General features: G+C 65.3%; 16 protein-coding genes and 1 tRNA gene. 11 read left to right on the plus strand and 6 right to left on the minus strand.

What is annotated here, in order from left to right; translation table 11 throughout:
• The first annotated feature begins 154 nt into the window (after positions 1-154).
• The 5 genes from ptsP (at position 155) to BHK69_RS10180 (ending at position 6,370) form a co-directional block, all read left to right on the plus strand.
• Positions 155-2,422 carry a phosphoenolpyruvate--protein phosphotransferase gene (gene ptsP / locus BHK69_RS10160; RefSeq protein WP_069693535.1) on the plus strand — a complete coding sequence of 756 codons (2,268 nt, stop codon included), beginning with the start codon at positions 155-157 and terminating at the stop codon, positions 2,420-2,422.
• Between the two features lie 196 nt (positions 2,423-2,618).
• Positions 2,619-3,704, plus strand: a complete 1,086-nt coding sequence (gene prfA / locus BHK69_RS10165; protein ID WP_069689997.1) for a peptide chain release factor 1 — start codon at positions 2,619-2,621, stop codon at positions 3,702-3,704.
• A gap of 72 nt (positions 3,705-3,776) precedes the next feature.
• Positions 3,777-4,025, plus strand: coding sequence for a hypothetical protein (locus BHK69_RS10170; protein WP_069689998.1), 249 nt, complete (start codon positions 3,777-3,779; stop codon positions 4,023-4,025).
• 38 nt (positions 4,026-4,063) lie between these two features.
• On the plus strand, positions 4,064-4,897 hold the full coding sequence (gene prmC, locus BHK69_RS10175) for a peptide chain release factor N(5)-glutamine methyltransferase (protein ID WP_069689999.1): 834 nt from the start codon (positions 4,064-4,066) through the stop codon (positions 4,895-4,897).
• A 387-nt stretch (positions 4,898-5,284) separates the two neighbouring features.
• On the plus strand, positions 5,285-6,370 hold the full coding sequence (locus BHK69_RS10180) for a DUF4167 domain-containing protein (RefSeq protein ID WP_069690000.1): 1,086 nt from the start codon (positions 5,285-5,287) through the stop codon (positions 6,368-6,370).
• A gap of 60 nt (positions 6,371-6,430) precedes the next feature.
• Here BHK69_RS10180 and BHK69_RS10185 read toward each other — a convergent pair whose 3' ends face one another.
• Together BHK69_RS10185 and BHK69_RS10190 are read right to left on the minus strand one after the other, a co-directional pair.
• Positions 6,431-7,222 (minus strand): MOSC domain-containing protein, encoded by a 792-nt coding sequence (locus BHK69_RS10185; protein ID WP_069690001.1) that lies wholly within the window; start codon positions 7,220-7,222, stop codon positions 6,431-6,433.
• Between the two features lie 86 nt (positions 7,223-7,308).
• A complete protein-coding gene (locus BHK69_RS10190; RefSeq protein WP_069693536.1) occupies positions 7,309-7,653 on the minus strand; it encodes a DUF2293 domain-containing protein in 345 nt (114 codons plus the stop codon).
• Between the two features lie 177 nt (positions 7,654-7,830).
• Here BHK69_RS10190 and clpB point away from each other — a divergent pair, with 177 nt between their 5' ends.
• Positions 7,831-10,452, plus strand: a complete 2,622-nt coding sequence (clpB, locus tag BHK69_RS10195) for an ATP-dependent chaperone ClpB (protein ID WP_069690002.1) — start codon at positions 7,831-7,833, stop codon at positions 10,450-10,452.
• 248 nt (positions 10,453-10,700) lie between these two features.
• Here the strand turns inward: clpB and metW are convergent, their stop codons facing one another.
• On the minus strand, positions 10,701-11,324 hold the full coding sequence (gene metW / locus BHK69_RS10200; RefSeq protein WP_148663366.1) for a methionine biosynthesis protein MetW: 624 nt from the start codon (positions 11,322-11,324) through the stop codon (positions 10,701-10,703).
• Positions 11,325-11,474: 150 nt separating this feature from the next.
• Positions 11,475-12,644 (minus strand): homoserine O-acetyltransferase MetX, encoded by a 1,170-nt coding sequence (metX, locus tag BHK69_RS10205; RefSeq protein ID WP_069693538.1) that lies wholly within the window; start codon positions 12,642-12,644, stop codon positions 11,475-11,477.
• A 310-nt stretch (positions 12,645-12,954) separates the two neighbouring features.
• Between metX and BHK69_RS10210 the strand changes: the two genes are divergently transcribed.
• The 4 genes from BHK69_RS10210 (at position 12,955) to BHK69_RS10225 (ending at position 16,040) form a co-directional block, all read left to right on the plus strand.
• Positions 12,955-13,788 (plus strand): chorismate mutase, encoded by an 834-nt coding sequence (locus tag BHK69_RS10210; RefSeq protein ID WP_069690003.1) that lies wholly within the window; start codon positions 12,955-12,957, stop codon positions 13,786-13,788.
• 34 nt (positions 13,789-13,822) lie between these two features.
• Positions 13,823-14,950 (plus strand): pyridoxal phosphate-dependent aminotransferase, encoded by a 1,128-nt coding sequence (locus BHK69_RS10215; protein WP_069690004.1) that lies wholly within the window; start codon positions 13,823-13,825, stop codon positions 14,948-14,950.
• Positions 14,947-15,894, plus strand: a complete 948-nt coding sequence (locus tag BHK69_RS10220; RefSeq protein ID WP_069690005.1) for a prephenate/arogenate dehydrogenase family protein — start codon at positions 14,947-14,949, stop codon at positions 15,892-15,894. Before BHK69_RS10215 ends, BHK69_RS10220 begins: the two co-directional genes overlap by 4 nt.
• Before the next feature lie 70 nt (positions 15,895-15,964).
• A tRNA-Thr gene (locus BHK69_RS10225) sits at positions 15,965-16,040 on the plus strand.
• A 144-nt stretch (positions 16,041-16,184) separates the two neighbouring features.
• On the opposite strand, the gene BHK69_RS10230 is transcribed toward BHK69_RS10225, so the two are convergent.
• Complete coding sequence (locus tag BHK69_RS10230) at positions 16,185-16,865, minus strand: SGNH/GDSL hydrolase family protein (protein ID WP_069690006.1); 681 nt, start codon at positions 16,863-16,865, stop codon at positions 16,185-16,187.
• A gap of 372 nt (positions 16,866-17,237) precedes the next feature.
• Entirely contained in the window at positions 17,238-18,413 is a 1,176-nt protein-coding gene (locus BHK69_RS10235; RefSeq protein ID WP_069690007.1) for a hypothetical protein, read from the minus strand.
• Positions 18,414-18,676: 263 nt separating this feature from the next.
• Between BHK69_RS10235 and BHK69_RS10240 the strand changes: the two genes are divergently transcribed.
• Positions 18,677-18,982 carry a hypothetical protein gene (locus BHK69_RS10240; RefSeq protein ID WP_148663367.1) on the plus strand — a complete coding sequence of 102 codons (306 nt, stop codon included), beginning with the start codon at positions 18,677-18,679 and terminating at the stop codon, positions 18,980-18,982.
• Positions 18,983-19,011: the final 29 nt, after the last annotated feature.

Consider the following 19,011-nt stretch of genomic DNA (forward strand, 5'->3'; position numbering starts at 1 on the left):
CCTTGCCGCGGCGCACGGCCCTTGCCGAACAGGCCCTTGCCTCGCTAGAAGCGGCTGGAACCGAGGTTCGCTTGCGACTCGGCCACGACAGGTGTCAGGTCTGCGATGGACATCGGCCGCAATGGCTGAGGAGGCGGGCGGAGGGCTGGGATTGATGCGAGGCGCTCTCGGAGGACCAGGCGTTCTGCTGCGCCGCCTCCGCGAGGTGATGGCAGCGTCAATCAGCCCGCAGGAGCGGCTGGACCGGCTTGTCGTCCTGATCGCTGGCAATCTCGTCGCCGAGGTCTGCTCGGTCTACGTCCTGCGTGAGGACGGCTCACTCGAACTCTACGCCACCGAGGGCCTCAACCGCGAGGCGGTCCATCTCACCTTGATGCGCGCCGGCGAGGGCCTCGTCGGCTTGATCGCGCGCGAGGCCGAGCCGCTGGCGCTGTCGGACGCGCAAAACCACCCGGCCTTCTCCTACCGCCCCGAGACGGGTGAGGAGATCTACCGCTCCTTCCTCGGCGTGCCGATCCTGCGCGGCGGCGCGGTCATGGGCGTCCTCGTCATCCAGAACCGCGCGACGCGGCTCTACAGCGAGGAGGAGATCGAATCGCTGCAGACCACCGCCATGATCATGGCGGAGATGATCGCGGCCGGCGGCTTGAAATCGCTCGCGCCGCCCGGCGCCTCGATCGGCCTCGACCGCCCGATCCATGGCATCGGCGTCTCGCTTGCCGATGGCGTCGGTCTTGGCCATGCCGTGCTGCACGAGCCGCGTGTCGCCATCACCAACCTGATCGCCGAGAATCCGGCGAGCGAGGTCAAGCGGCTCGAGGCCGCCATCGCCGAGATGCGAACCTCGATCGATGAACTGCTCGAACGCGGTGACGTCGCCCATACCGGCGAGCACAGGGAGGTGCTCGAGACCTTCCGCATGTTCGCCCATGACCAGGGCTGGCTCAGGCGCATGCGCGAGGTCGTGATGACCGGCCTGACGGCGGAGGCCGCCGTCGAGCGCGTCCAGTCCGACACGCGCGCGAAGATGCTGCGCCAGACCGACCCTTATCTGCGCGAGCGCCTGCACGATCTCGACGATCTCGCCAACCGCCTGCTGCGCACGCTGATGGGCAAGGCCAACGGCGTCGCGCGCGAGGAGCTGCCCGAGAACGCCATCCTGATCGCGCGCTCGATGGGCCCTGCGGCGCTGCTCGACTATGACCGCGCCAATCTGCGTGGCCTGGTGCTGGAGGAGGGCGGCCCGACCAGCCATATCGCCATCGTGGCGCGCGCGCTCGGCATCCCGGCCGTCGGCGAGATCGTCAATGCGACCGCGCTCGTCCAGGCGGGCGACGCCGTCATCGTCGATGGCCAGGCCGGCGAGGTCCAGATCCGGCCGCAGCCCGACGTCGAGAACGCCTATAAGGACAAGGCGCGCCTGCGCGCCCGCAAGCAGGAGCAGTACCGCAAGCTCAAGAGCATGCCCGCGGTCACCAAGGACGGCGTCCCGATCCTGCTCCAGATCAATGCCGGGCTCCTCGTCGACATGCCCAATATCGAGGCGACGGCGGCCTCGGGTATCGGCCTGTTCCGCACTGAACTGCAATTCATGGTCGCCGAGCACATGCCGACGACCAGCGAGCAGCAGGCCCTCTACAATGCCGTGCTGGACCAGGCGCAAGGCAAGCCCGTGACCTTCCGCACGCTCGATATCGGTGGCGATAAGGTGCTGCCCTATATGGAGCGCGTCGAGGAGGAGAACCCGGCCCTGGGCTGGCGCGCCATCCGCATCGGCCTGGACAAGCCGCGGCTTCTGCGCGCGCAGCTGCGCGCGCTGCTGCGCGCCGGCGCCGGCCGCGACATGAAGATCATGCTGCCGATGATCGCGACCGTCGACGAGTTCCAGCGCGCGCGCATGATCGTTGGGCGCGAGCAGGCGATGCTGGCCAAGCACGGTCACGCGCCGCCGCTCAGCCTTCAGCTCGGCGTCATGGTCGAGGTGCCTTCGCTGCTCTTCGAGCTGGCGGAGATCGCGCGTGAAGCCGATTTCCTCTCGATCGGCACCAATGACCTGATGCAGTTCCTGTTCGCGGCCGACCGCGAGAACAAGCGCGTCGCCGACCGTTTCGATCCGCTGAGCGTGAGCGCCTTGCGGGCGCTGCGCAGCATCGTCGAGGCCGCCTCCGAGGCGAAATGTCCGGTCACGGTCTGCGGCGAGATGGGCGGCAAGCCCCTGGAGACGATGGCGCTGATCGGCCTCGGCTACCGCGCCTTCTCGATGTCGGCGGCCTCGATCGGCCCGGTCAAGGCAATGCTGCGCGCGCTCGACGTGGAGAGGCTGCGCGAGCGGCTCGACTGGATGCTGGCCTCGCCGGATGGCGTCGCCAGCCTGCGGCCGCAACTGGCGGCGCTCGCCGCCGAATTCAAGGTTCCGGTCTAGAGCAGGATGCGAAAAAGTGGGCACCGGTTTTTCGCATTGATCCTGCTCTCACTTTTTGATGAGAGACGGATTCAGATTTCAGATGGGATCACTTTGTGAGCCCATCTGAAATCATCCGGCTCTAGCGACGCTCCTGCTCTAGCGACGCGCGCTTCGCCGCCCGAACCCTCACGATGTCATCTGTCCGAGTTCCGTTATGTCCCTTCAGCTTCCGCAAGATCGTCTCGATGCCATCGTGGCGCGCCATGCCGCCGCCATGGCCGAGATCAACAGCGCGACCGATGCGGTGCGGACCGTCGAACTCGCCAAGGAGCTCTCCGAGCTCGATCCGGTGGTGACAGCCATTGCCGCCTGGCGGCAGGCGCTCACGACGCTGGACGAGGCGCAGGCGCTGATCGAGGATCCCGCCACCGATTCCGAGTTCCGCGATCTGGCTTATGAGGAGCGCGACGCCGCGCGCAGCGAGATCGAGACCCGCGCCCGCGAGATCCTGATCGCGCTTTTACCCAAGGACGCCGCCGACGAGCGCGGCGTCATCCTCGAAATCCGGGCCGGCACGGGCGGCGACGAGGCCTCGCTCTTCGCCGGCGATCTCCTGCGCATGTATCAGCGCTATGCCGCCCAGAAAGGCTGGAGCGTCGACATCATGTCCGAAAGCGAGGGCACGGTCGGGGGCTTCAAGGAGGTCATCGCCGAGATCGCGGGCAAGGGCGTCTATGCGAAGTTGAAATACGAATCCGGCGTGCACCGCGTCCAGCGCGTGCCCGATACCGAGACGAGCGGGCGCATCCACACTTCGGCTGCGACGGTGGCGATGCTGCCGCTCGCGGGCGATGTCGACATCGTCTTGAAAGACGACGAAATCCGCATCGACACGATGCGGGCCGGCGGCGCCGGCGGCCAGCACGTCAACAAGACGGAATCGGCTGTCCGCCTGACCCATCTTCCCAGCGGTATCGCGGTCGTGGTCCAGGACGAGCGCTCCCAGCACAAGAACAAGGCCCGCGCCTATGAATTGCTGCGGGCAAAGCTATACGACATCGAGCGCAGCCGCGCCGATGCCGATCGTGCCGCCGACCGGCGCTCCCAGATCGGGTCCGGCGACCGCTCCGAGCGCATCCGCACCTATAATTTCCCGCAAGGGCGCGTCACCGATCACCGCATCAACCTGACGCTCTACAAGCTCGACGAGATGATGCAGGGGCTCGTGCTCGACGAGATCATCGATGCGCTGACGGCCGAGCAGCAGGCGAGGCTGCTCGCCACCGAAAACGGCGCCTGAGCATGGCGATGAAACCTCCGCAGCCTTTGGGCGTTGATCTGGTGCCCAATCAACAATCGGCGGGAGGCAACCATGATCAAACTCGTTTCGAGCATAGCCCTGGCAGGCATGATGACGTTGACGATCGCAAGCGCGGCGCAGGCCCAGGAGCGCACGTTTCGCCGCATCACGGCGGGTCCGTCGGCGCCCCTGCAGAAATCCATGACGCAGAGCCAGGCGCGCCGACTCTGCCAGATGGAGATGCGCGGCACGCGCGAGAGCCGCTCCGCCATCCGCCAGAAGATGGCGATCTGCATGCGCAAGCGCATGGAAGGCATCTGAACCGGGACGCTTCTGGCCTCAGTGATAAGGCACCCGGCATGTTCGACGCGCGGCGAAATCTCGCCGCGCGCCTTCGCGAGGCCGGCGTCGAGACGGCGGCGATGGATGCGCGCATCCTGGTCGAGGCGGCGATGGGCGAGAACGCGGATCTCGATCCGCTCCAGCCCCTCGACGCCGCCATGCTCGGCAGGCTCGATAGCTTCGCGACGCGGCGGCTGGCGGGCGAGCCGGTCTGGAGAATTCTCGGCGAGCGGGAGTTCTGGAGCCTGCCCTTTCGCCTCTCGCCGGCAACATTGGAGCCGCGTCCCGACAGCGAGACGATCGTCGAGGCGGCGCTTGGCGTGCTCGCAGAGCGCCGCGATCAGGCCATCTCGATTCTCGATCTCGGCACCGGTACGGGCTGCCTGCTGGTCGCCTTGCTGAGCGAATGCAAAGCGGCGCGCGGCGTCGGCGTCGATCTCTCGGAGGAGGCGTGCGAGACGGCTGCGGGCAATGCCGAGCGCAATGGCGTCGGCGCGCGCGCGCGCTTCCGCCAGGGGGACTGGATGGCCGGTTTGAGCGAACGCTTCGACCTCATCGTCTCGAACCCGCCCTATATCCCGGCCGGAGACATCGCCGGGCTGGATGCCGCTGTCCGGGAACATGACCCGTTGCGCGCGCTCGATGGCGGGGAGGACGGGCTCGTCGCCTACCGGGCGCTCGCCGCCGGCCTGCCCCGGCAGATCGCTCCGGGCGGTGCGGTCGTGCTCGAGATCGGCGCGGGTCAGGAGGCGGATGTGGTCGCGATCATGGCAGCCATGGGGCTGGTCCATCGCGGCTCGCGGCGCGATCTTGGTGGGCATACGCGCGCCCTGATCTTCACGCTTGAATGATATGCACAGGCATTCGTGCGAATTTGCTTGGAGGCGGACGGGAAAACCGCTATGTAGGTCGCAGCCGAAGCTGGTGTTGTCAGAACCGAGCCTTGGCCAGCCCCCTCAGTGGCAAGGCCTAGCTTCCGGAAGCGTCCGACGATCGACGTGACTGACAGACCAGATTAGACATCCGAAGGCGTCGAGACGCCAATCGGCTCATGGGGCGGAGAGGCCCTTTTGGAAAGAGCGCGTGAAGACCAGGAACGGCGTATCGCCCCTTCAGGTCAACTCCACCCGGTGCAGCGTCGCAACCCGCTGTGCACCGGAGCGCGCATGACGATCCAACGGTTGCTTTGAACACAGAGCGCGAGACAGACGCGAATGAGACCAGGTCAGAACCGGCGTATGCGCGGCCGTAACAACAACAATAATAACAGCAACAACAACGGCAATCGGAAAACTCCCAATCCGTTGCAGCGCGGCTATGAGTCGAACGGACCGGACGTCAAGGTTCGCGGCACTGCGCAGCATGTTGCCGAGAAGTACTTGCAGCTGGCGCGCGACGCGCAATCCTCCGGCGATCCGGTAGCGGCCGAGAACTACTTCCAGCACGCGGAGCATTATTACCGCATCCTGCTGGCGGCCCAGGAGCAAATGTCGCAGCAGTTCGGCCACAGCTTCCCGCCCAATCGCGGCTTCGTCGATGATTCCGAGGAAGGCGAGGAGGAGGGGGATGACGATGGTCAGTCCTTCCAGCCCGGCGGTCAGCAGCCCGATTTCCGCAATGGCGGCATGAACGGCAATGGCAACGGCTACTCCACCAATGGCGCGCCGCGTCAGGACGGTGATTCGGGCGACGGCCAGCAGAACAACGGCCAGCGCTTCGATCGGCAGCCGCGCAATCAGCAAGACCGTCCGAACCAAGACCGTCCAAACAACGACCGTCCGAACCAAGACCGTCCGAACCAAGACCGCCAGAACAACGATCGGAACGGCAATCGCCGCTTCGACCGGAACGATCGCAATGATCGTGGCGAGCGCAGGTTCGACCGTCCCGAGGGTGGCCAGAACAACCAGGGTGGCTATGCGCCCCGTCCCGATGCGCCGCGCTCCGATATCCCGGTCGTGTCGTCCGAGCAGCCCGAGGTGATCGCGGCTCCGGTGCAAAGCGAGCGTCGCTTCGAACGCGCGGATCGTCCCGAGCGCACGGATCGCCCCGAGCGTGCACCGCGCCCCGAGCGCCGCCCTCGTCGCGAGGTCGAAGCCGAGCCGGCTGACGATGTTTCGGGCGCGCTGCCGTCCTTCCTGACCACGCCGGTCAGGGTTCCGGTCGCGGTTGTCGAGGAGCCTGTCACTGTCGCGCCCGCGCCTGCGGATACGGAAGAGGCTCCGGCCGTCGAGGCCGCCGCCAAGCGCCCGCGCGGCCGTCGCCGCTCGCCGCGCGAGGTCATGGATGCGCTCGGATCGGACGCAGACAACATCACGGAGTGAGGTTCGTCCTCACTGCGCTGTAAGAATGAGGGGCCCGCGAGGGCCCCTTTTTTCGTTGGCTCAGGCGATGCCGAGCGCCGTTTGCGCGGGGGCGGGCGCGAGGTTCAGCGCCTCGCCCTCCGTCAGCGTGCCGCCTTCGAGGACCTCGCAATAGACGCCGCAATCGGCATGGCCATAAGCGTCCATCAGGGCCTTGGGGATCTGCTGGTCGCGCAAGCCCGTCTGCGGATCGACATTGGTCGCGGCGCAGCGGACGATCCGCTTGGTCACGCGCAGCCGCGCGCCCGAGGTCGTCGCGAGTTCCTGCCCGACGAGGTCGAACTCGGCCCAAGGCGCCAGCCCCTCGACCATGACATTGCCGCGGAAGCGCAGGGGATCGAGCGGCGAGCCGACGCGGCTTGCCAGTTCGGCGACGCTGGCGAGGTTGATGATCGAGACGAAGCCCTTGGGCGAATCGGTGAAGCGATAGCCCTCCGGCGCGCCGAGCCAGCGCGGCGTGCCGCGCAATTCGTCTGGCATGAAGGCTTCGAAGAAGGCCGTGATCCGTTCGTGTCCCTCAGCGGTGACCGTGCTGGCGCGCAGTGCTTGCTCGCCCTCATGGTCGATGACGAGATCGCCGCTGGCGTCGTCATAGCGCGTGCGCAGTCGCGCCAGCGCTTCGTTGCGCATCAGCATCAGATACTTGATCTTCGTCTGATGGACCGGCTCCGCCGGGTCGAAGCCGGAGGGGCCGTTCTCGATCGCGAAAAGGCGGTCGCCTGGAAAATACTGGCCCCTGGTCAGGGTGGCGCGGGGCAGGCGTTCGGGCGACAGCCCCTTGACCGGATAGCGATAAAGCGAGGCGATGCGCATGGAGGGCTATGTCCGCAGGATGGCCAGGATGGGTAGGATAGCGGCATTCAGGTCGTGCGATCGATGAAATCCTTGCATCGGTTCGATCATCGCCGCTGCAGATGCGTCCTGACCGCCTCCTCCTCCGCGTCTCCGGTCTCGCTCACGGAGCGCTGGCAGCCCCAGCCCGCAAGCACCGCGTCGGTCTCGTCGGCGACGAAGAAGCGCGCCGCCTCGCGCTCATAGCCATCAGTGAGCAACTGCTCGTAATCGGTGTGGACATGGCGGACATGGCTGCCGAGTGCGAGCCAGAGCGCAGTCGCAGGCGGCAGGTCCTTCATGTGGCGGCGCTCGGCAAGCGTCAGGACAGCCTCGGCGTCCGATAGTGGGATGCCGGGCGCGAGCGCCCGCAGCGCCTTGCGAATCGCCTGCTGCCGTTTTGTGCCCGCCATGAGTGAAAGCTGCCCTTGCGATTTGATCGCCGTCAATGCTTTGCGTCCCATCCCCTCTTACGTTGCGCGGATGCCACACCTATCTCTGTCGGGAAGGGCGTCCCTGAGGGAGCCCTATCCTATGGAAAGGCAGCCGGACAGCGTCGCTACGGGGCGCACCGGCGGGCGGAGAACCGAATGAATATCGAGAAATACACCGACAGGTCCAAAGGGTTCCTGCAGGCGGCGCAGACCATTGCGCAGCGCGAGGGCCACCAGCAATTCACGCCGGAGCATCTGCTCAAGGCGCTGCTCGACGACAATGAGGGCATGGCGGCGGGCCTCATCGGGCGCGCCGGCGGCGACGCGAAGCTCGCCTTGCAGCTCACCGACACGGCGCTCGCCAAGTTGCCGAAGGTCTCGGGCGGCGGTGCCTCGGGCCCGCATCTGACGCCGGGCCTGGCCCGCGTCTTCGACACGGCGGAGAAGGCGGCGGAGAAGGCAGGGGATAGCTTCGTCACGGTCGAGCGGCTGTTGCTGGCGCTCGCCATCGAGAAGGATTCCGAGGCCGGCAAGGCGCTCGCCAAGGCTGGCGTCAATCCGCAGGGGCTCAACGCCGCGATCGAGGCGATCCGCAAGGGCCGCACCGCCGATTCCGCTTCGGCCGAGCAGAGCTATGACGCGCTGAAGAAATACGCCCGCGACCTCACCGCCGCGGCGCGCGAGGGCAAGCTCGACCCGGTCATCGGCCGCGACGAGGAGATCCGCCGCACCATCCAGGTGCTGTCGCGCCGGACCAAGAACAACCCCGTGCTGATCGGCGAGCCCGGCGTCGGCAAGACCGCCATTGCCGAAGGGCTGGCGCTGCGCATCGTCAATGGCGATGTGCCCGAAAGCCTGAAGGACAAGGAACTGCTCTCGCTCGACATGGGCTCGCTGATCGCGGGTGCAAAATATCGCGGAGAGTTCGAGGAGCGGCTGAAGGCAGTGCTGAACGAGGTCTCGGCTGCCGATGGCGGCGTCATCCTCTTCATCGACGAGATGCACACGCTTGTCGGCGCCGGCAAGGCGGATGGGGCGATGGACGCTTCCAACCTGCTCAAGCCCGCCTTGGCGCGCGGTGATCTGCATTGCATCGGCGCGACCACGCTCGACGAGTATCGCAAATATGTCGAGAAGGACGCGGCCTTGGCGCGGCGTTTCCAGCCGGTTTTCGTCGATGAGCCCTCAGTCGAGGACACAGTCTCGATCCTGCGCGGCCTGAAGGAGAAATACGAGCAGCACCACCGCGTCCGCATCACGGATTCGGCGCTGGTCGCGGCGACGACGCTCTCGAACCGCTACATCACCGACCGTTTCCTGCCCGACAAGGCGATCGACCTGATGGACGAGGCCTCGGCGCGGCTGCGCATGCAGGTCGATTCCAAGCCCGAGGAGCTCGACTCGATCGACCGCGAGATCGTGCGTCTCAGGATCGAGCAGGAGGCGCTGAAGAAAGAGAGCGACGCCGGCTCGAAGGAGCGATTGAAGCGGCTTGAATCCGAGCTTGCCGATCTCGAAACCCGCTCGGCCACGATCACTGCGAAGTGGAAGGCCGAGAAGGACAAGCTCGGCCAGGCTGCCGAGATCAAGACGAAGCTCGACAATGCCCGCAACGAACTCGCGCAGGCGCAGCGCAAGGGCGAGTATCAGCGCGCCGGCGAGCTTGCCTATGGCGAGATTCCGCAGCTCGAGAAGCTGTTGGGCGAGATCGAGGCCATTGGCGACACCTCGGGCATGGTCGAGGAGGCGGTCACGGCCGACCATGTCGCCCAGATCGTCAGCCGCTGGACCGGCGTGCCGGTCGATCGCATGCTTCAGGGCGAGAAGGAAAAGCTGCTGCGAATGGAGGAGGTCCTGGCGGCGCGCGTCGTCGGCCAGCGCGAGGCGGTCGAAGCCGTCTCGACGGCGGTTCGGCGTGCTCGCGCCGGCTTGCAGGACCCCAACCGGCCGATCGGCTCCTTCATGTTTCTGGGCCCCACAGGCGTCGGCAAGACCGAGCTGACCAAGGCGCTGGCGGCGTTCCTGTTCGACGACGACACCGCGATGGTGCGTATCGACATGTCCGAATACATGGAGAAGCACTCGGTCGCCCGCTTGATCGGCGCGCCTCCCGGCTATGTCGGCTATGAGGAGGGCGGGGCGCTGACGGAAGCGGTGCGGCGCCGGCCTTATCAGGTCGTGCTGTTCGACGAGGTCGAGAAGGCCCACCCCGATGTCTTCAATGTGCTGCTGCAGGTGCTCGATGACGGGCGCCTGACCGACGGCCAGGGCCGCACGGTCGATTTCCGCAACGTGCTGATCATCATGACCTCGAACCTTGGTTCGGAATATCTGGTGAACCAGCCCGAGGGCGAGGATTCAGACGCGGTCCGCGACGAGGTCATGAGCGTGGTCAGGCAGGCCTTCCGGCCGGAATTCCTGAACCGCATCGACGACATCATCCTGTTCCACCGCTTGCAGCGGGCGGATATGGGCGCGATCGTCGATATCCAGATGACCCGCCTCGCCAAGCTCCTGACCGATCGCAAGATCACGCTGGAGCTGTCCGAGCAGGCCCGCGAATGGCTGGCCGAGAAGGGCTACGACCCGGCCTATGGCGCGCGCCCGCTGAAGCGCGTGATCCAGAAGTCGGTGCAGGATCCGCTGGCCGAGCTGTTGCTGGCCGGGAAGATCCATGATGGCGAGACCGTGCCGGTCACGGTCGGCCCGACCAGCCTGATGCTGGGCGACGTCGCTGCCGTGAAGGAGAAGCGGCCGGCCGGCGTGGCGTTGAACTGACGCGGCGAAAGCCGCGTCATCCTCGGGGAGAGGGAAGAGGCGTCGCGGCTGTGGCGAAAGGCGCGGGGAACCCTTCTCCCGGATGGGAGAAGGGCAGGGATGAGGGTGTGCTGCTGATTATCGGGGCGAGACTGAGCCGCAGCGCCTTCTATTGAAAGGGCACACTCTCATCCGGCGCTCCGCGCCACCTTGCTTCTCCCATCCGGGAGAAGGAAAGTGAGCGCTGCGGTGCTCCGAGGGGAGAAGGGCTATCCCCGTTTCAGCAAAAACACCGCCTGTGCGCCGAACAGGTTCCAGAGCCACCAGGGCGCGCTGACGCCGACCTTGCCGCCGGCGGCGTCGAGGGCGACGGCGCGCTCCTTTTCCGCGCCGATCGTGTCGCAGAGCGTCACGAAATCGCGGATCGTGCAGAAATGGATGTTGGGCGTGTCCCACCAGGCATAGGGCAGGGAATCCGTCACCGGCATGCGGCCCATGAAGAAGACCTGCGTGCGCATCCGCCAATGCCCGAAATTCGGGAAGGAGACGATGGCGCGCCGGCCGATCCGCAGCATCTGCTCCAGCACGAGGCGCGGATTGCGCGTCGCCTGGATGGTCTGCGACAGGATCACATAGTCGAAGCTGTCATCGGGGTAATCGGCGAGGTCGGTGTCGGCGTCGCCCTGGATCACGGAGAGCCCGCGCGCGACGCAGCCGGCGACGCCCTCGCGGGAGAGCTCGATGCCGCGCGCATCGACATGGCGGCTATCGGCCAGCAGCGCCAGCAATTCGCCATCGCCGCAGCCGACATCGAGCACGCGCGAGCCCGGCGTCACCATCTCGGCGACGAGCTTCAGGTCGATGCGGTTGGTGTGGAGATCGGTCAGGGCCATGGCGCGGCTCTCATCGTGAAGGCGGGTTGCCTCCCCGTCATGGTCGGGCCTGTCCCGACCATCCACGTCTTCCGCTGTCGAGCGCTATGACCAAGACGTGGATGCTCGCCACAAGGGCGAGCATGACGGATGCGGCTGATCACCGGCATCTCAAATTCCCCTTGCCCGCGCCGCTGCGCCGATGAAGCCGCGCGTCGTGGCGAAGAGGTTCGGCTCCTCGAGCAGGAAGGCGTCATGGCCCTTGTCGCTCTCGAGCTCGACGAAGGAGACCGACGCGCCCGCGGCGTTGAGCGCATGCACGATGGCGCGTGAATCCGCTGTCGGGAACAGCCAGTCGGAGGTGAAGGAGGCGACGCAGAAGCGGGTCTTCGTGCCCGCGAAGGCTTTTGCCAGCACGCCGCCATGGTCGTCGGCGAGGTCGAAATAATCCATGGCGCGGGTCATGTAGAGATAGGAATTGGCGTCGAAGCGCTCGACGAAGCTGACGCCCTGGTAGCGGAGGTAACTTTCGACCTGAAAATCCGCATCGAAGGAGAAGGTCGGCGCCTCGCGGTCCTGCAGCTTGCGGCCGAACTTGCGGTGCAGCGCGGGCTCCGAGAGATAGGTGATATGCGCGCCCATGCGGGCGACGGACAGGCCCTTGGCGGGGCGTGTGCCTTCTTCGAGATAGCGCCCGCCGCGCCAGTCGGGATCGGCCATCACCGCCTGCCGGCCGACCTCGTGGAAGGCGATGTTCTGGGCCGAATGCTTGGCGCCGGTCGCCAGGGGCAGCGCTGAGAACACACGTTCGGGATAGCTCGCCGCCCATTGCAGCACCTGCATGCCGCCCATCGAGCCGCCGGCGGCGCAGAAAAGGCTCTCGATGCCGAGCGAGTCGATCAGATGCCGCTGGGCGCGCACCATGTCGCGAATCGTGACGACGGGGAATTGCAGGCCCCAGGGCTTGCCGGTCGCGGCGTTGGTCGAGGCCGGGCCGGTCGTGCCGGTGCAGCCGCCGATCACATTGGAGCAGATCACGAAGAAGCGCTCGGTGTCGATCGGCTTGCCCGGCCCGATCATCGCCGTCCACCAGCCGCCCTTGCCGGTGATCGGGTTGCGGCTGGCGAGATGCTGGTCGCCGGTCAGCGCGTGGCAGACCAGGATGGCGTTGGACCGGGCTGCGTTCAGCGAACCATAGGTCTGGTAGGCGATCTGCCAATGATCGAGCGAGACGCCGCAATCCATCAGCAACGGCGTGTCCGGGCCGAAGCGCGCAACCAGGCTCGAAGGCTCATTGGCCTCCTTCAACGGGTCTGCGAGGCTGGGAGAGAGATCGCTCATCATCGTCCGCTTTGACAGGATGATTTGTCTTGCCGGTCAACTTGTTCGAAAGATCGAACTCTAGCGATGCCGCGATGCAAGCGTTCTGTCAATGCGCGCAAGCTTTCTGTCAATGCGTGGATGCGCGCGACGGCTTTGCCAAGGCCCCGCGACGGCGCTAAGAGCCTAAGCAGAACCTAAAGCCCTCATCCTGAGGAGCAGCCTTCAGCTGCGTCTCGAAGGATGCTCCAGTGCCTGCTGGAACGATCCTTCGAGACGCCGCTTCGCGGCTCCTCGGGATGAGGGTTGTCCCTCCGATCGCGCAGCCGTCATGACCGAAGCCGCTCCGACTACCCTTGCCGATCTGCGCGCCGAGATCGATCGCATCGACAGCGAGATGCATGCGCTGTTGATGGAGCGCTCCTCGATCATCGAGACGCTGATCGCGATCAAGAACACGCAAGTCTCGGGCTCGGCCTTCCGCCCCGGCCGCGAGGCCGACATGATGAAGCGCCTGGCGTTGCGCCATAAGGGCCTGCTGCCGCTCGACACGATCGAGGGCATCTGGCGCATCATCATCGCGACCTTCACCTATGTGCAGGCGAATTATTCCGTCCATGCCGATGTCTCGGGCGGCGACGCGGCGATGCGCGATTCCGCCCGCTTCCATTTCGGCTTCACCGTGCCTTTCGTCACGCATGAAGATGCGCGTGCCGTCATCAAGGCGGTGGCCGACTCGGCCGGCGATCTCGGCATCTTCCGCATGGACCAGGGCGCCAGCGCCGGCATCTGGTGGCGCGATCTGATCGGCAGCGACGCCCCCAAGATCATCGCGCGCCTGCCCTTCATCGAGCGGCCGGACCATCCGGCCGGCACGCCGGTCTACTGCGTCGCCAAGCCCCTGGCCGATGCCGCGGTGCGCGAGATCGTGCTCTATGCGGCGCGTGTCGAGCGCTGGTCCGAGGTTTTGCGCTCGGGCCTCGCCCAGCATCTGGCCGAGGTCTCGGCCTCGGCCGCCGACGGCTCGCATCTCTCGCTCCTGGTCGCCGCCTCCGGCGAGGTCGACCAGAGCGCGATCCGCAAGGCGCTGGAGCCCGCCGGCCTCAGCGATTTTTCCGAGATCGGCAGCCACGCCGCCCGCTTCGCCGTCAAGTCCGTCCGCTGATTTAAAAGCCGTCTTTCGCAAGGTCCCGACCATCATGGCCAATGCCGCCTCCCGCCCCGTGCCCCGCCCCGGCGTCCTCGACATCCAGGCCTATGTGCCGGGCAAGTCCGCAGCCCCCGCGGGCGTGAAGCTGCATAAGCTCTCCTCCAACGAGACGCCGCTCGGCCCAAGCCCCAAGGCGGTTGCAGCCTATGGTTCGCTCAGCGGCAAGCTTGAGCTCTATCCCGATGGTTCCTCGACCAAGTTGCGCGAGGCGATCGCGGGCCGCTACGGGCTCGACGCCAACCGCATCCTCTGCGGCACCGGCTCCGATGAATTGCTGCAGCTCGTCACCAAGGCCTATCTCGGCGATGGCGATGAGGGCGTCTTCACCGAACACGGCTTCCTGGTCTACCGCATCGCGATCCTGGCCGCCGGTGGCAAACCCGTTATCGTCAAGGAGACAAACTTCACCGCCGATGTCGACGCCATCCTGGCGGCGGTGACGCCGCGGACCAAGATCGTCTTCCTCGCCAACCCCAACAACCCGACCGGTACCTATCTGCCCTTCCACGAGGTCAAGCGCCTGCATGCCGGCCTGCCCGGCAATGTGCTGCTGGTGCTCGATGCGGCTTATGCCGAATATGTCCGCCGCAACGACTATGCCTCGGGGCTGGAACTGGTCGCGGAGAGCGAGAACGTCGTGATGACGCGCACCTTCTCCAAGATCTACGGTCTCGCCAATCTCAGGCTCGGCTGGCTCTATGGTCCCGCCCATGTCGTCGATGCGCTCGACCGCATCCGTGGCCCGTTCAACGTCAACGGCGCGGCGATCGAGGCCGGCGCCGCGGCGATCGCGGACGAGGCCCATGTCGCCTCGGCCATCGAGCACAACGACAAATGGCTCGCCTGGACCACGGCCGAGCTGGAGAAGCTCGGGCTCTCGGTCACGCCCTCCGTCGGCAACTTCATCCTGATCCATTTTCCGGCCAAGCCCGGCGAGATGGCCAAGCCCGGCAAGACGGCCAAGGAGGCCGACGCCTTCCTGACCCGGCGCGGGCTGATCCTGCGCGCCGTGGCCGCTTACGGCCTGCCCGATGCGCTGCGCATGACGATCGGCTCGGAAGAGGCCAACCGCCTCGTCGTCGCGGGGCTCGCCGATTTCCTCGCGGGCAAGGCATGACGACCGCGTCCGAGAGTTTTGCGCCGCGTCGCAGTGAGCCGATCTTCGGTCGCCTCGCCATCATCGGCATCGGCCTGATCGGCTCCTCGATCGCGCATGCGGCCAAGGAGCTCAACCTCGCCGGTCGGATCGTGCTTTCCGACCGTGACGAGGCCGTGCGCGCCCGGGCGCGCGAGCTCGGCCTCGGCCATGAGATCGCGGAGACGGCGTTTGAGGCCGCCCGCGATGCCGACCACATCATCCTCTGCGTGCCGGTCGGAGCTTGCGGAGCTGTCGCCGTCGAGATCGCGCTTGCGCTGAAGCCCGGCGCGATCCTCTCCGATGTCGGCTCGGTCAAGAACGCCGTGGTCGAGGCGGTTATGCCGCATCTGCCCGAGGGCGTGCATTTCGTCCCGGCCCATCCCGTCGCCGGCACCGAGAATTCCGGCCCCGACGCCGGCTTCCCGAGCTTGTTCCTCAACCGCTGGTGCATCCTGACCCCGCCGGAGGGCACGGACGCGACGGCGATTGCCCGGACCCGCCAGTTCTGGGAGGGGATGGGCGCGCTGGTCGAGATCATGACCGCGCAGCACCACGACCTCGTGCTCGCGATCACCAGCCACCTGCCGCACCTGATCGCCTACAACATCGTCGGCACGGCCGAGGATCTGGCGGCGGTGACGCAGTCGGAGGTGATCAAGTTCTCCGCCGGCGGCTTCCGCGATTTCACCCGCATCGCAGCATCCGACCCGACGATGTGGCGCGACGTCTTCCTGCACAACAAGGAGGCGGTGCTGGAGATGCTCGGCCGCTTCAGCGAGGACCTCTCGGTGCTGACGCGGGCCATCCGCTTCGGCGACGGCGAGACGCTGCACAAGCACTTCACCCGCACCCGCACCATCCGCCGCGGCATCGTCGCGCTCGGCCAGGAAAAGCCCGAGACCGAAAAACTGCGGAAATCCTGAACCGCGCGGCGATCATTGCCCCGCTTCGCCTTGCCAAGAATCGGCAGGGCTGGTAGACGCCTCGCGTGTCGCCGCTTTAGCTCAGCTGGTAGAGCACCTCATTCGTAATGAGGGGGTCGGGGGTTCGAATCCCTCAAGCGGCACCATCCAACCTTTTGCGGTTGTTGATCATCCCCGCCAATTTCCACCGCAAGCCGCGCCTTGGCACAAAGGGGCGGGATAGGGTGTCGTGTATGGCGAAGCTGGAGCGGGACGCCAAGCTCGCCTGCTCCGGGCCGTCACAGGTCGAGCTAATGAGCTTCCGCGAGAATGCGGCACAGCGGAATTCGCTCGTAAACTTCGCGATATGATTTCGCATGAACGCCGTCAGCCAAGGTGTTGGGCTTGGCAAGGCCGAATTCTCCGGTCACGCGCATGTCCTGGTACGGATCTTGATAGCTGCAGGCGTGCGCGCTGATGCAGACGCCAGACAAGATCGTGGAGTACTTTTCAATCGAGTCGATATTGAAGGAATTGGCCAATTCTCTACCTATCGGAGGAATGGCCGTCATGACGATGAAGGAGGCGTGTTCTTTGAGCGTCTGAACAATGCTCTCCACGCTTGCCTGGAAAGCTTCCGGATCGAGGTGTTTCTTCCGCGCAAGGTCGTTCGTCCCAATTGTCAGGACCGCAAGGCTGGCCTTGTGAGGGTAGTGCAGCGTCTTGAGCGCTGTAGCGTAAATCTCGGCCGTTACGCCGCTCAGGCCGGCATTGGCGGTATCCCGGCCACAGAGTTCACTGGGCTCATTGAACAGGTCAATATGGCTGTCCCCTGCAAAGAGGATGAAACCAGGGTCGGTATCCCGCATCTGCGCGTCGATGACAGGGGCCCGTTGGCGCGAATAAGCCCTCGCATTGAAGTCGTCTTTGGTTGCATAAGCTCCAAGCGACCATCCAATTGCTGCGGCTGCAGCAACGATTCCGCCGATCATGAAAGTTGCGTATCGGGGCCTGCGCAAACGGCTCAAATTCAACAAGGTCAGGCCCTTATCTCCACACAGGCTGCGTCCTACAGAATTGGAAGCTCGCTGTCCGTCACATTTCAGCCACATCCTATGGTTGTGCGTGGGCCCGCGGTTGAGTTCAATGCACACGCCTCCTACGGGATGCGTTGCGCGTGGGCGTAGCGAGGCCTGGGAGTGGCGAGGCCCGGGAGCGTGCGACGCCGCCGATTAGAGCGTTTTCGAGCGAAGGGGATACCGGTTCGCGTGAAGAAAACGCGTAAAAAACAAGGATTTAGAGTAATTGAACGATCCCGATTGGATCGGAAATTGCTCTTGGACTGCGCTCCACGCAGCCCTCCATCAGCCGCCCGCCTTCTCCGGCTTTCCGGGCTTGCTGAAATCGATCTGCTTTTGCAGCCCCAGCATCAGGCTGAAGGAGGTGACCGGCTCAAGGCCGGTTTCCTTGGTCTTGCGCAGCGAGGCGGAGGCGGTCGCGGTCAGGCCGTCGCCAAGGGCGCGCTGATAGTCGATGCCGATGCTCTTCTGGTCCGAGAGCGCGTCGAGGCCGAGATAATTGTCGGTCTTGCGGCGCAGGCTCAGCGCCACCGCGTTCGCCTCATTGATCTTGGCGGTGAGCTTGATCTCATGGGCCGTCACGAGATCGATGGCCGAGAAGGGCAGCGTGGTGTCCTCGACTGCCCGGCTCGAGGCGAATTCGAACGCCAGGGCGCCATAGGGAATGCGCGCCTTGGCCGTGTAGAGCAGTTCGCTGACGGTCTCGAACTCTTTCTCGGGGAAGATGGCGCGGAACGGCGAGAGCGAGCCTTCGAGCGTTGCCTCGCCGATCTTGGTCGAGATGAACAGGTTCGGCTGCACACGGTTATGGTCGCGCCGGAGCCCGAGATAATCGACCCCGTCGACGAAATGCGTCCGGGACCCGGTGAAGGAGGCGCCGACCTCGCTGTCCCCGATGCGCCAGGCCGCGCCCGAGGTCAGCGAGACCGTGCCGAAATTCTCGTCGCGGGGCAGGAAGTCGCCAAGATTGAAGACATTGCGCTCGTTCAGTGCCGTGAGTCGGCCCTCCGCGTTCGCGAACAGGCGCAAGGCGCCGATGGCATGGTCGATGCGCCCGCGCAGGCCCAGGCTGCTCCTGCGGCGCGACCAACTCTGTTCGTTGGAAGCCAGGATCGAGGTCTGGACCACCGTCGCATCGCCGATCGGGACCGCATGCTTCAAGGTCAGCGTGTGGAAGCGCGCCGCGGAGAGCACGCGCGGGTCATATTGGGTCTCGGCCAAGGTGAGGTTGACGCCATAGCCGTCTTGCAATGTCCCGTGGAGATAATCCCAGGTTGCAAAGACCGTGGCGGTGGGGCTGCCCTTCTCGCCTTCCAGCGTCAAAGGATTGCTGTCGTAACCGCCGCGCAGGCCGATGACGGCGACCGAACTCTCCGCAGGCTGCACGTCCTTCTCCGCCGCATAAGCGGTTCCCGCCATGAGGAGCGGCAGGAGGTAGAGAGTGAACAGGCTGTGTTTCATCGCTGCTCGCGCTGTAGAGGCGCCGATAATCAGTCGATCGTACTTAAAATTTTCTAAACGGCCGAAGGTATTACGTTCGGCTACTAGAGTTATATCAAAAGAAGAATTGAATAGATTTAGATTTCGCAGAGCATGTCTCCGCCGACATCTGGGTTAAGATTATCAAGTATGGTTAATATTCGTCTAAGATTGCATCTCGAGGTTGTTGCAACCTATACGTTTGTCATCGCTTCGAACCCCGAGGCGGACCCAGGGAGAGTACAATGAAATACGCTTATGTTCTCGCTACGGTTGCAGCTTTCGCCGTGTCTCCTGCCATGGCTGGCGGCAAGGGCGGCTCGCTTCTCGGCGGCTCGCTGATCGGCGGCATCATCGCCCCGGTGACGGCCAGCATCTCCAAGGTGAGCGTGCTCAACAATGTCAGCGTCCTCAGCGGCAACAACATCGCCAACAATGTCGGCAACGGCAACAAGGTCAACGTCATTGCCCCGGTCAAGGCGGTCGTCGGCGGCCTGCTTGGCGGACTGGGTCGTGGTGGCCGTGGCGGCCATGGCTGCGGCTGCAACTGATCCAGCCGATCGATCCTGAACGGCCCCGG

Origin of the sequence: Bosea vaviloviae, assembly GCF_001741865.1 — a bacterium.
Taxonomy (GTDB): Bacteria; Pseudomonadota; Alphaproteobacteria; order Rhizobiales; family Beijerinckiaceae; genus Allobosea; species Allobosea vaviloviae.

What these genes read in the sequence shown, in the direction of transcription:
- BHK69_RS10210 (WP_069690003.1), top strand. Translation starts at nt 12,955, where the DNA reads ATGACCGAAGCCGCTCCGACTACCCTTGCCGATCTGCGCGCCGAGATC.
- ptsP (WP_069693535.1), top strand. Translation starts at nt 155, where the DNA reads ATGCGAGGCGCTCTCGGAGGACCAGGCGTTCTGCTGCGCCGCCTCCGC.
- BHK69_RS10185 (WP_069690001.1), bottom strand. Translation starts at nt 7,222, where the DNA reads ATGCGCATCGCCTCGCTTTATCGCTATCCGGTCAAGGGGCTGTCGCCC.
- metW (WP_148663366.1), bottom strand. Translation starts at nt 11,324, where the DNA reads ATGGCCCTGACCGATCTCCACACCAACCGCATCGACCTGAAGCTCGTC.
- clpB (WP_069690002.1), top strand. Translation starts at nt 7,831, where the DNA reads ATGAATATCGAGAAATACACCGACAGGTCCAAAGGGTTCCTGCAGGCG.
- prmC (WP_069689999.1), top strand. Translation starts at nt 4,064, where the DNA reads ATGTTCGACGCGCGGCGAAATCTCGCCGCGCGCCTTCGCGAGGCCGGC.
- metX (WP_069693538.1), bottom strand. Translation starts at nt 12,644, where the DNA reads ATGAGCGATCTCTCTCCCAGCCTCGCAGACCCGTTGAAGGAGGCCAAT.
- BHK69_RS10230 (WP_069690006.1), bottom strand. Translation starts at nt 16,865, where the DNA reads ATGATCGGCGGAATCGTTGCTGCAGCCGCAGCAATTGGATGGTCGCTT.
- BHK69_RS10190 (WP_069693536.1), bottom strand. Translation starts at nt 7,653, where the DNA reads ATGGCGGGCACAAAACGGCAGCAGGCGATTCGCAAGGCGCTGCGGGCG.
- BHK69_RS10215 (WP_069690004.1), top strand. Translation starts at nt 13,823, where the DNA reads ATGGCCAATGCCGCCTCCCGCCCCGTGCCCCGCCCCGGCGTCCTCGAC.
- BHK69_RS10170 (WP_069689998.1), top strand. Translation starts at nt 3,777, where the DNA reads ATGATCAAACTCGTTTCGAGCATAGCCCTGGCAGGCATGATGACGTTG.
- BHK69_RS10220 (WP_069690005.1), top strand. Translation starts at nt 14,947, where the DNA reads ATGACGACCGCGTCCGAGAGTTTTGCGCCGCGTCGCAGTGAGCCGATC.
- prfA (WP_069689997.1), top strand. Translation starts at nt 2,619, where the DNA reads ATGTCCCTTCAGCTTCCGCAAGATCGTCTCGATGCCATCGTGGCGCGC.
- BHK69_RS10240 (WP_148663367.1), top strand. Translation starts at nt 18,677, where the DNA reads ATGAAATACGCTTATGTTCTCGCTACGGTTGCAGCTTTCGCCGTGTCT.
- BHK69_RS10180 (WP_069690000.1), top strand. Translation starts at nt 5,285, where the DNA reads ATGCGCGGCCGTAACAACAACAATAATAACAGCAACAACAACGGCAAT.
- BHK69_RS10235 (WP_069690007.1), bottom strand. Translation starts at nt 18,413, where the DNA reads ATGAAACACAGCCTGTTCACTCTCTACCTCCTGCCGCTCCTCATGGCG.